Here is a 12,986-nt window from a genome sequence, read left to right as displayed (position 1 = left end):
CAGGCGCGCGCGTTGGCCCGCCTCAACTCTCTCTCCGCGTCACTCCGGTGGCAATCGCCGCGGCTGCCGTCCGGTTCTCGACGCCGAGCTTGGCGTAGATCTGCTCCAGGTGCTTGTCGACGGTGCGCGGGCTCAGGCCAAGGATCTGCGCGATGTCGCGGTTGGTCTTGCCCTTGGAGAGCCAGGACAGCACCTCGCCTTCGCGCGTGGTGAGGCCGAACTCGCTGGAGAACTGCTTGGGCAGTTCGCCCGACGTCTCCTTGGCCAGCCGCAGCAGCACCTCATTCGGTCCCGCGCCGCCTAGGTAATACAGGCGTAGCTCGGGATGATCCGGAATCGAAGCTGCGGATTTGGCCGCAGCCTTGCCCTTCTGCGCCTGATCCAGCCATTGCCGCAGCGCGTCCGGTAGCACGAGCTCCTCGGCATTGCCGAAACTGTCGGACAAGAGTCTCTGCGCCTGCGGCGTAGCCCACATCAGCCGGCCCTCGCGGTTGACGGCGAGCAGGAAGCGTCCGGAGACGTCGAGCGCGGCGCGCGCGCTCTGCGTCATCCTGGCATTGGCGAGATGCACGCGGATGCGCGCCAGCATCTCCGAGACGGCGATGGGCTTGGTGACGTAGTCGACGCCGCCGGCCTCCAGCCCCTGTACGATGTGCTCGGTGTCGGCCAGACCGGTCATGAAGATCACCGGCACGTTGGAAAGACCAGCCTCGCGCTTCAGCTTGCGGCAGGTCTCGAAGCCGTCCATGCCTGGCATGACCGCGTCGAGCAGGATGATATCCGGCGTGATCTGGTCGACGATGCGCATCGCAGCTGCGCCGTCGAGCGCGACCATCACGGTCATCCCGGCGCCATCCAGCGCGTCGGTGAGCAGCCGAAGTGTCTCGGGAGAGTCGTCCACGACCAGCGCGACATCGCGCTTCTTGCTGTCAATGCTCATAGGCGTGCAGGGTCTTCAGAGTGGCCATGTACTGATCGAGATCGAAGCGGTCGATCAGCGTGCGCATCTGGGCGACGAACTCGGCATGCTCGGGATGCGCGCTGCCGATCTCGTCGAGCTTGAGCTGGATAGCCCGGATATAGCCGATCTGGCCGAGGCCCATCAGCTCCTCGACATATTTGAGCGGCGGCCGCGATCCGGTATCCGGCCGCCAGTGCGGCTGAGCCACGGGCATGTCGGTCTGGTAGCTCCATTCGAGCTTCAGCAATTGGCGGATCGCCTCCAGCAGCCGCGGAATGTCGATCGGCTTCATCAGATAGCTGTCGTGGAAGGGCTGGGCCAGTGGCCGTCCATGCGCTTCGAGCGCGCTTGCCGACGTCATCAGGATGCGCGCCTGATGATGGCCGGTGCTGCGCAGGGTCTCGGCGACGGTCCAGCCGTCCATGCCCGGCATCGAGATGTCCAGAATGAAGAGATCCGGCTGGCAGTGCTGCGCCAGGCCGAGGCAGGCCGGCCCATCCGGCGCGCTCAGAAGGATGAAACCGAGCGGCGTCAGCACCTCGCGCAGCAGGTCGCGGTGCACCGGATCGTCATCGGTGATCAGGATCGTCTTGCGCGGGCCGAGATAGCCCGCGACCGGAGCCTTCACCGGTGGATGCCGCGTCGGGTTGGTGACCTCCGACAGCAGGATCTTGACCTTGAACGTGCTGCCCGCGCCGACCTTGCTCGCCACCTTGATATCCCCGCCCATGACGCCGGCGAGCAGACGGCTGATCGTCAGGCCGAGCCCCGTGCCGGTCTGCGGCTGCGCGACGCCGAGCGCGCCGCGCTCGAACGGGGCAAAAATCCGCTCGAGATCATCGGGCTGAATCCCCGGACCGGTGTCGATCACCTCGAACTCCGCCACCGGGCTGCGGTAGTGCACGACGAACTGCACGCTGCCGACCTGGGTGAACTTGATCGCGTTCGAGAGCAGGTTGATCAGGATCTGGCGCAGCCGCTTCTCGTCGGCATAGACGACCAGCGGCAGCACAGCCGGCCGCTTGAACACGAAGTCGACGCCCTTCGCTGCCGCCTGCAACCGGAACATTCCGACGAGTTGATCGAGGAACTCGCTCAGCCGCACCTCGTCGCGCGACAGATACAGCCGTCCCGCCTCGATCTTGGAGATGTCGAGAATGCCGTCGATCAAACCGGACAGATGATCGGCGCTGCGGCGGACGACGCGCACCTGATCACGCGGCTTGGGTGTCAGGCTGGTATCCTGCTCGAGCAACTGGGCATAGCCGGAGATCGCGTTCAGCGGCGAGCGCAGCTCGTGGCTGAGGCCGACCACGTAGCGGCTCTTGGCGAGATTGGCCGACTCCGCCACCTCCTTGGCGCGCTGCAGCTCGGCATCCGTGCGCTTGTGCGCCTCGATCTCCTGGATCAGCAATTGGGTCTGCCGCCGTGTCTCGGCCTCCGCGGCACGGCGGCTCTGCTGCGCGAGAACGAACAGCCACGTCACCACGCCGATGATGATGGACAGCGCGAAGAACACCTTCCACAGCACGTCCGAGATGATGCCCTTGAAGCCCGGCAGGGCCGCCGACGTTTCCAGATAGATCATGCCGAGCGTCAGCGCGACCAATCCGGCCGAAGTCAGGAACACGCCGACATAATGCCCGAGCTGCGAGTTGATCTTCGCCAGCACGGATTGCGGCAGCATGCCGCTGAGGGCCGCCGAGACCTGGGCCTGCGCCCGCGCATGCGGCTTGCACAGATCGTGACAGCGTGCGTCGAGCGAGCAGCACAGCGAGCAGATCGGGCCCGCATAGGCCGGGCAGGAGGCGGTATCTTCCGGCTCGAAATGATGCTCACAGATGCAGCATTGGATCTGCTCGATGTTCTGCCAGCTCCGCTTGGGCTTGCGTGCCAGATAGTATTTTCCATCGGTGAGATAGGCGATGGCCGGCGCGGTAACGAGCGCAACGCCGAGTGCGACGAAGGTCGACAGCGCCTTGCCTGTCGGGCCGAACAGGCCGTAGAACGCGCTGATCGAGACGATCGTCGCGATCGTCATCGCGCCGACGCCGACCGGATTGATGTCGTAGAGATGGGCGCGCTTGAACTCCATCTGCTGCGGCCGCAGACCGAGCGGGCGGTTGATTACGAGGTCCGCAACCAGTGCGCCGACCCATGAGATCGCGATGTTCGAGTACAGCGCCAGCGTCTGCTCCAGCGCCTTGTAGACCCCGATCTCCATCAAGAGCAGCGCGACCACGACGTTGAACACCAGCCATACGACCCGTCCCGGATGGCTGTGCGTCAAACGGGAGAAGAAGTTCGACCAGGCGATCGACCCGGCATAGGCATTGGTGACGTTGATCTTGATCTGAGAGACGATCACGAAGGTGCCGGTCAGCGCAAGCGCCAGGTCAGGCCGTGCCAGCACATAGCGGAACGCCTCCAGATACATGTGCGCGGGCTCGGCCGCGTGGTCGGCCGAGACACCATGGCTGAGGGCGAAGAAGGCGAGGAATGATCCCGCCAGCAGCTTGAGCGCGCCGAGCACGATCCAGCCGGGCCCCGCGGACAACAGCGCGATCCACCAGGAGAGCTTCGACGTCCGGCGGTCGCGCGGCAGGAAGCGCAGGAAGTCGACCTGCTCGCCGATCTGGGCCACCAGCGAGAACACGACCGCTGCGGCCGTGCCGAACAATGCCAGGTCGAGATGCCCCAGGGGATCGCCGTGCTCGCCCGGAAACTGCTGCCAGTCCGCGAAGGAATGCGGGCTCGCATAGGCGATCGCTGCGAAGGGCAGGATGTGCAGCACCACCCACAGCGGTTGCGTCCACAATTGGAACCGGCTGATCAGCGTGATGCCATAGGTGACGAGCGGAATGATGACGACGGCGCTGATCAGATAGCCGATCGGTCGCGGAATGCCGAAGCACATCTCCAGCGCGGATGCCAGGATGACGGCCTCGATCGCGAAGAAGATGAAGGTGAACGAAGCGTAGATCAGCGAGGTGACGGTCGAGCCGATATAGCCGAAGCCCGCGCCGCGCGTCAGCAAGTCGATGTCGATGCCGCATTTGGCGGCGTGATAGGCAATCGGCAGGCCGCAGCAGAAGATGATGACACTGGCGACCAGGATCGCTGCGGTGGCGTTGGTGACGCCATAGTTCAGCGTGATGGTGCCGCCGATCGCCTCCAGCGCCAGGAACGAGATCGCGCCCAGCGCGGTGTTGGCGACACGGGCGGCAGACCAGCGCCGGGCGCTCTTGGCCGTGAAGCGGAGCGCATAGTCCTCCAACGTCTGGTTGGCGACCCACTGGTTGTACTGGCGCCTGACGCGGTCGATCCGCTGCCGCCCTGCCACTCTTCAACTCCTTACGCGCAGCGGTTCGTCCGCACGCCTTTCCCTGCCCCTCGCAAGACCTGCGTAGAGCCTACGTCGCGCTTTTGCGGTGCAGTATACGCAATCTTGCGTATCCGTGCGTTGCACAAAGCGCGCCATCCTTCGCCTGACCCAACGCGTGTCCTCGAACCAAATGAATGGGGTGCTCATGTCAGACGAAACTGAAAAAGGCCTGAAGTCGCCACTTCGGCGCCAATTGCTGATGGGAATGGCCGCAATCCCGGCACTCGCCATGATGCCGCGGCCGTCCTTCGGCGCCGGTCCCGCAACCTCCGCTGTCAATACCACCGGCCTTGCAGTCACCGATAGCGAAGTGACCGTCGGCATCCTGCACTCGGTCACCGGTACGATGGCGATCTCCGAGACCGGCTCGGTGCAGGCCGAGAAGCTCGCGATCGAGCAGATCAACGCCGCCGGCGGCGTGCTCGGCCGCAAGATCAAGTACATCCAGGAGGACGGTGCCTCGGATTGGCCGACTTTCGCCGAGAAGGCCAAGAAGCTGCTGGTCAACGACAAGTGCGCCGCCGTGATGGGCTGCTGGACCTCGGCCTCGCGCAAGGCGGTGCTGCCGGTGTTCGAGCAGTACAACGGCATGCTGTATTATCCGACCTTCTACGAAGGCCTCGAGCAGTCGAAGAACGTCATCTATACCGGCCAGGAGGCCACGCAGCAGATCATTGCCGGCCTCGACTGGGTCAACAAGACCAAGGGCGCGAAGACGTTCTACCTGCTCGGCTCCGACTACATCTGGCCGCGCACCTCGAACAAGATCGCCCGCAAGCATATCGAAGGCCATCTGCAGGGCTGCAAGGTCGTCGGCGAGGAGTACTTCCCGCTCGGCCACACCCAGTTCAACTCGGTCATCAACAAGATCAAGCTGACCAAGCCGGACGTGATCTACGCGATCATCGTCGGCGGCTCCAACGTCGCCTTCTACAAGCAGCTCAAGGCGGCCGGCATCGACATGTCGAAGCAGACCTTGCTGACCATCTCCGTGACCGAGGACGAGATCGACGGCATCGGTGGTGAGAACATCGCGGGCGCTTATGCCTGCATGAAGTACTTCCAGTCGCTCGACAACGCCAACAACAAGGCCTTCGTCTCCGCCTTCAAGAAGATGTGGGGCGAGAAGACCGTGATCGGCGACGTCACCCAGGCTGCGTATCTCGGCCCGTGGCTGTGGAAGTTGACCGTCGAGAAGGCCGGCAGCTTCGACATCGACAAGATCGCAGCCGCCTCGCCCGGCATCGAGTTCAAGGGCGCGCCGGAGGGCTATGTCCGGATCCACGAGAACCACCATCTCTGGTCGAAGACCCGCGTCGGCCGCGCCAAGGCGGACGGCCAGTACGAGCTGATCTACGAGACCGCCGACCTGGTCGAGCCCGATCCGTTCCCGAAGGGCTATCAGTAAGCGGCCGGATCGCAGCGTCGAAACCGACGCTGCGGCCGCGATCGCGATGCGACTCCCCTCCCCCTTGCGGGGAGGGGTTGGGGGTGGGGGTCCGCATACTCCAGCAGGGTTGAGTCCTCACGACCGCTACCGCCGAACTGGGCGGACGATCTTGGCCGCGGGCGCTCGTTGCCCGCGAGCTGATCCATTTTCCAGCAGGGCATCACAAGAGGACGGATCATGTTCGGCGACTACTCCATCGGCGACCTCGGGGCCATCTTTGCGATGCAGGGGTTTGCGGGCCTCATCCTGTTTTCGGTCTACGTGCTGATGGCGCTCGGGCTTGCCATCATCTTCGGCCAGATGGGGGTCATCAACATGGCCCATGGCGAGTTCATGATCCTTGGCGCCTACGTCACCTGGATGACGTCGAACGCCTTCCAGAGTTTCCTGCCGGCGCTGTTTCCCGGCTACTTCTTCGTCGCGATGGCGCTCGCCTTCATTGCGTCCGGCTCGCTAGGCATGCTGGTCGAATGGGCGATGATCAGTCGGCTCTACAAGCGCCCGCTCGATACGCTGCTGGCGACCTGGGGCCTCAGCTTGATCCTGCAGCAGGCGTATCGCTCGGTGTTCGGCGCGCGTGAGGTCGGTGTCGAATTGCCCGAATGGATGATGGGCTCGTGGCAGGCGACTGACGCGATCCAGATCCCGATCAACGGCATGTTCGTGATGTGCCTGACCATCCTGATCACGATCATCGTCGCCTACGTGCTGTTCCTGTCGCGCTGGGGCAAGCAGGTTCGTGCCGTCGTGCAGAACCGCGTGATGGCCGGCGCCGTCGGTATCAACACCGAGAAGGTCGACCGCTACACGTTCGGCCTCGGCTGCGGCATCGCCGGCGTCGCCGGCTCGGCCTTCACGATGATCGGCTCGACCGGTCCGACCGCCGGCCAGCTCTACATCGTCGACACCTTCCTGGTCGTCGTGTTCGGCGGCGCCGCCAGCCTGATCGGCACCATCGCCTCGGCCTTTACCATCTCCCAGGCGCAGTCGACGATGGAGTTCTTCATGTCCGGCTCGATGGCCAAGGTGCTCACGCTGCTGGCGATCGTTGCCATTCTGATGCTGCGGCCGCAGGGCCTGTTCGCCCTCAAGGTCCGCAAATGAGCCAGCTTCGTCAGTCCAACAAGAAAGCACGGCCATGATCAACTCGCGCTTTTTCAATCGCTCGGAGCTCATCGGCTTCGTCTCTTTGCTGCTGCTGCTCGTCGTCATCCTGCCGCTGGCGCTCGACATCTTCCGCCTCAACCTGGTCGCGAAGTATCTGACGTACTCTTTCGTCGCGATCGGCCTGGTGTTGTGCTGGGGCTATGGCGGCATTCTCAGCCTGGGGCAGGGCGTGTTCTTCGGCCTCGGCGGCTACTGCATGGCGATGTTCCTGAAGCTGGAAGCGTCCAGCGTCGCGAACACCAAGATCCAGTCGACGCCGGGCATTCCCGATTTCATGGACTGGAATCAGCTGACCGCGCTGCCGTTCTTCTGGAAGCCGTTCCAGAGTTTCCCGTTCGCACTGGCTGCGATCATCCTGGTGCCGGCGATCTTCGCCTTCATCATCGGCGCCGCGATGTTCAAGCGCCGTGTCGGCGGCGTCTACTTCGCGATCATCACCCAGGCCATCGCGGCGATCATGACCATCCTGATCGTGGGTCAGCAGGGCTACACCGGCGGCATCAACGGCATCACCGACCTGCGCACCCTGCACGGCTGGGACATCCGCACCGATCATGCCAAGTACATCCTCTATTTCGTCGAGGTGTTCTTCCTGTTCGCCGCGATCCTGGTCGCGCAGTTCATCCGCCTGACCAAGCTCGGCCGCATCCTGGTGGCGATGCGCGAGCAGGAGGACCGCGTCCGCTTCTCCGGCTACAGCGTCGCCAACTTCAAGATCTTTGCCTTCTGCGCGGCTGCTGTCTTCGCAGCGGTCGGTGGCGCGCTGTTCACGCTCGAGGTCGGCTTCATGTCGCCGTCCTTCGTCGGCATCGTGCCGTCGATCGAGATGGTGATCTACACCGCGGTCGGTGGACGGCTGTCGATCTTCGGCGCGGTCTATGGCTCGCTCCTCGTGAACTTCGCCAAGACCAGCCTGTCGGAGACTTTCCCGCAGCTCTGGCTGTTCGGCCTGGGTGCGCTGTTCATCGCCGTCGTCCTCGCCTTCCCGAATGGTCTTGCCGGCATCTGGGGCGACTACGTGCAGCCGCGCATCGACCGACTGCTGGCCTCCCGCACCAAGAAATCCGGCAATGGCGGCCTGGTCGCCGATGGCGCCCCTGCAGAGTGAGGAGACAGCGATGCTCATCGGTCATCAGCCCAAGGAATTCCTGCTCGCGGTCGAAGCGCTCACCGTCTCCTTCGACGGCTTCAAGGCGGTCAACGACCTCTCCTTCTATGTCGAGGAGAACGAGATCCGCGTCATCATCGGCCCGAATGGCGCCGGCAAGACCACGGTGCTCGACCTGATCTGCGGCAAGACCAAAGCGACCTCCGGCTCGATCCAGTTCCGCGGCAAGGAGCTGACCAAGCTGCGCGAGAACGAGATCGTCAAGGCGGGTGTGGGGCGCAAATTCCAGACGCCGTCGGTGTTCGAGGATCTCAGCGTGTTCGAGAACCTCGAGATTTCGTTCCCGCGCGGTCGCACCGTGTTCGGCTCGCTGGCCTTCAAGCGCGACGCGGTGGTCAAGGACCGCGTCGAGGAGGTCGCCGAGATGATCTTCCTGAAGGATCGTCTCAAGACCTCGGCGGCCGAGCTCAGCCACGGCCAGAAGCAGTGGCTCGAGATCGGAATGCTGCTGATCCAGAATCCGGACCTCCTGATGCTCGACGAGCCCGTCGCCGGCATGAGCGTCAGCGAGCGTGCCAAGACCGCCGAGCTGCTCAACCGCATCATCAAGGATCGCTCGGTGCTGGTGATCGAGCACGACATGAAGTTCGTCGAGGACATCGCGCACAAGGTCACCGTGCTGCACCAGGGGCAGATCCTGTCCGAAGGCACGATGGACAAGGTCAAGAACGATCCCAAGGTCGTCGAAGTCTATCTCGGACATTGAGCAGGAGCAGAATCGATGTTGGCAATCTCCGATCTCCATGTCGCCTATGGCCAGAGCGAGGTGCTGCATGGCCTGAACGTCAAGGTCGCGCCCAACGAGATCGTTGCGATCATGGGGCGCAACGGCATGGGCAAGACCACCTTGATGAAGTCGCTGATGGGCATCCTGTCCGCCAAGAGCGGCTCGATCGCGATGGACGGCGCCGAGCTCGCCGGTATGAAGAGCTACGAGCGCGTCGCCAAGGGCCTCGCTTATGTCCCGCAGGGCCGCATGATCTTCTCGACCATGACGGTCAAGGAGAACATCGAGACCGGCCTCGTCGTCTCCGGCGAGTCCGAGGTGCCCGGCGATATCTACGAGCTGTTTCCGGTTCTGCTGGAGATGAAGGGCCGCCGCGGCGGCAATCTCTCCGGCGGCCAGCAGCAGCAGCTCGCGATCGCGCGCGCGCTCGCCACCAAGCCGAAGGTGCTGCTGCTCGATGAGCCGACCGAGGGCATTCAGCCGTCGATCATCAAGGAGATGGCGCGTACCCTGAAGCGCATCCGCGACGAGAAGGGGCTCTCGATCGTCGTCTCCGAGCAGGTGCTGAGCTTCGCGCTCGACATCGCCGACCGCGTGCTGGTGATCGAGAACGGCGAGATCGTCCGCGACGATCCGCGCGACCAAGTCGATGCCGCGCAGGTTTCGAAATATCTGTCCGTCTAACCACTCCGTCCAAGCAAAGGTAAAGGGGAGCTCTTGATGCCTGACACACTGATCAAGGTCGATCTGACCAAGTCGGCCTACGAGAACGACAAGGTGCACAATCGCTGGCACCCGGACATTCCGATGGTGGAGTGGGTCAATCCCGGTGACGACTTCATCATCGAGACCTATGACTGGACCGGCGGCTTCATCAAGAACAACGACTCGGCCGACGACGTGCGCGACATCGACCTGTCGATCGTGCACTTCCTGTCCGGCCCGATCGGCGTCAAGGGCGCCGAGCCCGGCGACCTGCTGGTCGTCGACCTGCTCGACGTCGGTCCCCTGAAGGAGAGCCTGTGGGGCTTCAACGGCTTCTTCTCCAAGCAGAATGGCGGCGGCTTCCTGACCGACCATTTCCCGCTGGCGCAGAAGTCGATCTGGGACATCAAGGGCCTCTATACCTCGTCGCGCCACGTGCCCGGCGTCAACTTCGCCGGTCTCATTCATCCCGGCCTGATCGGCTGTCTGCCCGATCCGAAGCTGCTCGCGACCTGGAACGAGCGCGAGACGGCGCTGATCGCGACCAATCCGACCCGCGTGCCGGGCCTCGCCAACCCGCCGTTCGCGCCGACCGCGCATGCCGGCCAGGCCAAGGGCGACGTCAAGGACAAGATCGGCGCCGAGGGGGCCCGCACCGTGCCGCCGCGCGAGCATGGCGGCAATTGCGACATCAAGGACCTGTCGCGCGGCTCGAAGATCTACTTCCCGGTCTATGTGCCCGGCGGCGGCCTCTCGATGGGCGATTTGCACTTCAGCCAGGGCGACGGCGAAATCACCTTCTGCGGCGCCATCGAGATGGCGGGCTGGCTGCACATCAAGGTCGACGTCATCAAGGACGGCGTCGCCAAGTACGGCATCAAGAACCCGATCTTCAAGCCGTCGCCGATCACGCCGAACTATCGCGACTACCTGATCTTCGAGGGCATCTCGGTCGACGAGGCCGGCAAGCAGCACTATCTCGACGTCCACATCGCCTATCGGCAGGCTTGCCTCAACGCGATCGAGTACCTGAAGAAGTTCGGCTACTCCGGCGCCCAGGCCTATTCGATCCTCGGCACCGCGCCGGTGCAGGGCCACATCTCCGGCGTCGTCGACGTGCCCAATGCCTGCGCCACCCTGTGGCTGCCGACCGAGATCTTCGACTTCGACGTGATGCCGTCGGCGGCGGGACCGATCAAGCACATCACGGGCGATATCCAGATGCCGATCTCGCCGGACAAGTAATTCTCCTCCCTGCGCGATGGGTGCGGGACGGCAGCGTCTTTCGCCGCCCCGCACCCGCCGCGCGGACCTTGGAGACGATGTTGCGCAGGAGACGAGACAATGCCGGTCTATGAATATCTCTGTGATGAATGCGGGCCGTTCACGGACATGCGCCCGATGGCGGAATGTGATGATCCGCAGGTCTGTCCGCAATGCCGGGACATGGCGCCGCGCGTGATCCTCACCGCGCCCGCCTTCGCCTGCATGCCGGCGGAGCGGCGCACGGCGCATGCCACCAACGAGCGCAGCCGCCACGCGCCGCAGACGCTCGCAGAGTACAAGGCGAAGCATGGGCCGGGCTGCGGCTGCTGCTCGCCGAAGAAGTCGCCGCGGCTGATGACCAAGACCAAGAGCGGCGCCAAGGGCTTTCCGACCGCGCGCCCCTGGATGATCAGCCACTGAACCAACGCGAGGGGCGGCGCGCCCGCCCCTCAGCGTGACGCAGGCACGCGGCGCGGTCCCGGACCCGGCTGGCCGCCGAATTTGACGGTCATCGCGTTGGCACTGTCGCTGATGTCGACCAGCGTCTTGCGGCTCTCGTCGATCACCTTGGCGGACTTGCGCTTGAAGCCGTCGACGAGCTCGCGCATCGATTTGATCTGATCGAACAACTGCCCGGGATTGCCGTCCGCAAAGCCGGGAATGGCGCCGTCGATCTTGGTGACGAGCGTATCGAAGCCCTTGAAGACGTCCTCGGCTTTGTCGACGGCAGAGTCGAATGCCGCGGTCTTGGCCTGGAGCGAGGCGGTCTCGGTCTCGAAGGTCTGCAGCGCGTCCTGGATAGCAGGCGCATTGCTGACGATGTACTTGTCGATGTTGTGCACCGTCTCGACCATCGTCTCCTGGTCCTTGAGATCGGCCGTCAGCACCGGCACGCCGTCGTGATCCAGCGGCACCGGCGGGGCCGTCGGCGCGCCGCCGACCAGCGAGATCGCGGCAATGCCGGTCAGGCCCTGGAACTCGATTCCGGCGGTGGTGTCCTTGCGGATGGGCGCTGATTTGTCGAGCGTGATCATGGCGACGATCTTGCGCGGGCTCTCGAGATGGATCGAGAGGATCTGCCCGGCCTGCACGCCGTCGAAATTCACCGGGCCGCCCTTGCGCAGGCCCGCCGCCGAACCGCCGTCGAACACCACGCGCATGGTGCTGCGCTGCTCGGTGATGCGGCGTTTCTGCTTGATCAGCACGCCGCTGATCCCGGCCGCGACGATGGCGATCGTCAGGGTTCCGACAATGAGATTGATCGCGCGCATTCGGTGTCCGCTGCTGCCTTGACCCGATTTTAGCTGCTAATGCCGCCGGTTGAAAGCTCAGCGCGCCAGGCCAGGACGGGAGGGGGCGGCAAGGCCGGCCAGCAGCACCGCCAGGATACCGGTGAGAAACACGCCATCGAAAGTACCCGCGCCGCCGATCGAGGCGACGGGGGCGCCGAGGCTGCCGATCTTGTCGAGGTTCATCAGGTCGGCGCCGACCAAGGTCCCCATCGAGCCGCCGATATAGGCCAGCGGCGCGGCATATTCGCGCGACAGCAGGAAGGCGAGGATGGCAGTGACGACCACGGGCGCGAATACCGGCACGGCGATGCCGACACCCTGCACCGGCGTTGCCATGGCGTGGATGATGACCGCGATCACCAGCACCGCAATCGTGGCGCGCAGCCACAGCTGGTAGCGCAGCACGAGATAGGTCGACATGATCGTCGGGATCACAGCGCCGCCGACATTTACCGCCAGCAGCGTGCCCGGCCATTGATGCACCAGCGGCACGACATATTGCATGCCGAAGAAGTCGATGATCTCGCCGGAGCGCGCCACCTGTCCCGGCAGCATCGTGATCGGGATGTTGAAATAGCTGCCGACCAGCGAGCCGAACAGCAGCAGCATCGCCGTGCCCGAACTGACGCCGAGCTTCATGTAGGCATAGCGCAGGATGCCGAGCTGGATCAGGATGATCACGACGCCGAACGCCAGAACCAGGATGGCGAAGAAGGCGGGCGTGATCGGCAGGTACTGAACTTGGGAATGCATGTCGGGAGCGCTGCGCAGTTGAGCCGTGTCGTCCGGGCGGGATCATCCCATCAGGGCGGCACCGTGACAAATGGGCATTCGGCGCTTGGTTCCCAAGGTCGGCCACGCTTGC

11 protein-coding genes are annotated in these 12,986 nt (G+C 64.1%); 7 read left to right on the top strand and 4 right to left on the bottom strand.

The window, feature by feature from the left end; translation table 11 throughout:
- Nucleotides 1-22 precede the first annotated feature (22 nt).
- Entirely contained in the window at nucleotides 23-940 is a 918-nt protein-coding gene (locus QXZ94_RS24530; protein ID WP_315722684.1) for a response regulator transcription factor, read from the bottom strand.
- Entirely contained in the window at nucleotides 930-4,304 is a 3,375-nt protein-coding gene (locus QXZ94_RS24525) for an ATP-binding protein (RefSeq protein WP_315722682.1), read from the bottom strand. The genes QXZ94_RS24530 and QXZ94_RS24525 overlap by 11 nt, the downstream gene beginning before the upstream one ends.
- Before the next feature lie 187 nt (nucleotides 4,305-4,491).
- On the opposite strand from QXZ94_RS24525, the gene urtA reads away from it, so the two are divergent.
- The 7 genes from urtA (at nucleotide 4,492) to QXZ94_RS24490 (ending at nucleotide 11,249) form a co-directional block, all read left to right on the top strand.
- Entirely contained in the window at nucleotides 4,492-5,754 is a 1,263-nt protein-coding gene (gene urtA / locus QXZ94_RS24520; RefSeq protein WP_041757909.1) for an urea ABC transporter substrate-binding protein, read from the top strand.
- Nucleotides 5,755-5,973: 219 nt separating this feature from the next.
- Nucleotides 5,974-6,900 carry an urea ABC transporter permease subunit UrtB gene (urtB, locus tag QXZ94_RS24515; RefSeq protein WP_315722676.1) on the top strand — a complete coding sequence of 309 codons (927 nt, stop codon included), beginning with the start codon at nucleotides 5,974-5,976 and terminating at the stop codon, nucleotides 6,898-6,900.
- Between the two features lie 34 nt (nucleotides 6,901-6,934).
- A complete protein-coding gene (urtC, locus tag QXZ94_RS24510; RefSeq protein ID WP_315722674.1) occupies nucleotides 6,935-8,071 on the top strand; it encodes an urea ABC transporter permease subunit UrtC in 1,137 nt (378 codons plus the stop codon).
- A gap of 10 nt (nucleotides 8,072-8,081) precedes the next feature.
- The gene (gene urtD, locus QXZ94_RS24505) at nucleotides 8,082-8,837 is read left to right on the top strand and encodes an urea ABC transporter ATP-binding protein UrtD (RefSeq protein ID WP_008965643.1); all 756 of its coding nucleotides are present in this window, start codon (nucleotides 8,082-8,084) and stop codon (nucleotides 8,835-8,837) included.
- Between the two features lie 15 nt (nucleotides 8,838-8,852).
- Entirely contained in the window at nucleotides 8,853-9,542 is a 690-nt protein-coding gene (gene urtE, locus QXZ94_RS24500) for an urea ABC transporter ATP-binding subunit UrtE (protein ID WP_315722671.1), read from the top strand.
- Between the two features lie 36 nt (nucleotides 9,543-9,578).
- The gene (gene fmdA, locus QXZ94_RS24495) at nucleotides 9,579-10,808 is read left to right on the top strand and encodes a formamidase (RefSeq protein ID WP_315722669.1); all 1,230 of its coding nucleotides are present in this window, start codon (nucleotides 9,579-9,581) and stop codon (nucleotides 10,806-10,808) included.
- 99 nt (nucleotides 10,809-10,907) lie between these two features.
- Entirely contained in the window at nucleotides 10,908-11,249 is a 342-nt protein-coding gene (locus tag QXZ94_RS24490; RefSeq protein ID WP_315722667.1) for a zinc ribbon domain-containing protein, read from the top strand.
- 29 nt (nucleotides 11,250-11,278) lie between these two features.
- Here the strand turns inward: QXZ94_RS24490 and QXZ94_RS24485 are convergent, their stop codons facing one another.
- Both QXZ94_RS24485 and QXZ94_RS24480 read right to left on the bottom strand, forming a co-directional pair.
- Entirely contained in the window at nucleotides 11,279-12,100 is an 822-nt protein-coding gene (locus QXZ94_RS24485; protein WP_315722665.1) for an MlaD family protein, read from the bottom strand.
- A gap of 57 nt (nucleotides 12,101-12,157) precedes the next feature.
- Nucleotides 12,158-12,874 carry a DUF1614 domain-containing protein gene (locus QXZ94_RS24480; protein WP_315722663.1) on the bottom strand — a complete coding sequence of 239 codons (717 nt, stop codon included), beginning with the start codon at nucleotides 12,872-12,874 and terminating at the stop codon, nucleotides 12,158-12,160.
- Nucleotides 12,875-12,986 lie beyond the last annotated feature (112 nt).

Source organism: Bradyrhizobium sp. SZCCHNS2022 (assembly GCF_032377575.1).
GTDB lineage: Bacteria > Pseudomonadota > Alphaproteobacteria > Rhizobiales > Xanthobacteraceae > Bradyrhizobium > Bradyrhizobium aeschynomenes.
Note: the sequence above shows the minus strand (reverse complement) of the source record. Positions and strands in the feature narration are given on the sequence as shown.

Coding starts and splice junctions, on each gene's coding strand:
- QXZ94_RS24480 (WP_315722663.1), bottom strand. CDS start 12,874: ATGCATTCCCAAGTTCAGTACCTGCCGATCACGCCCGCCTTCTTCGCC.
- fmdA (WP_315722669.1), top strand. CDS start 9,579: ATGCCTGACACACTGATCAAGGTCGATCTGACCAAGTCGGCCTACGAG.
- urtC (WP_315722674.1), top strand. CDS start 6,935: ATGATCAACTCGCGCTTTTTCAATCGCTCGGAGCTCATCGGCTTCGTC.
- QXZ94_RS24490 (WP_315722667.1), top strand. CDS start 10,908: ATGCCGGTCTATGAATATCTCTGTGATGAATGCGGGCCGTTCACGGAC.
- QXZ94_RS24530 (WP_315722684.1), bottom strand. CDS start 940: ATGAGCATTGACAGCAAGAAGCGCGATGTCGCGCTGGTCGTGGACGAC.
- urtB (WP_315722676.1), top strand. CDS start 5,974: ATGTTCGGCGACTACTCCATCGGCGACCTCGGGGCCATCTTTGCGATG.
- QXZ94_RS24485 (WP_315722665.1), bottom strand. CDS start 12,100: ATGCGCGCGATCAATCTCATTGTCGGAACCCTGACGATCGCCATCGTC.
- urtD (WP_008965643.1), top strand. CDS start 8,082: ATGCTCATCGGTCATCAGCCCAAGGAATTCCTGCTCGCGGTCGAAGCG.
- urtE (WP_315722671.1), top strand. CDS start 8,853: ATGTTGGCAATCTCCGATCTCCATGTCGCCTATGGCCAGAGCGAGGTG.
- urtA (WP_041757909.1), top strand. CDS start 4,492: ATGTCAGACGAAACTGAAAAAGGCCTGAAGTCGCCACTTCGGCGCCAA.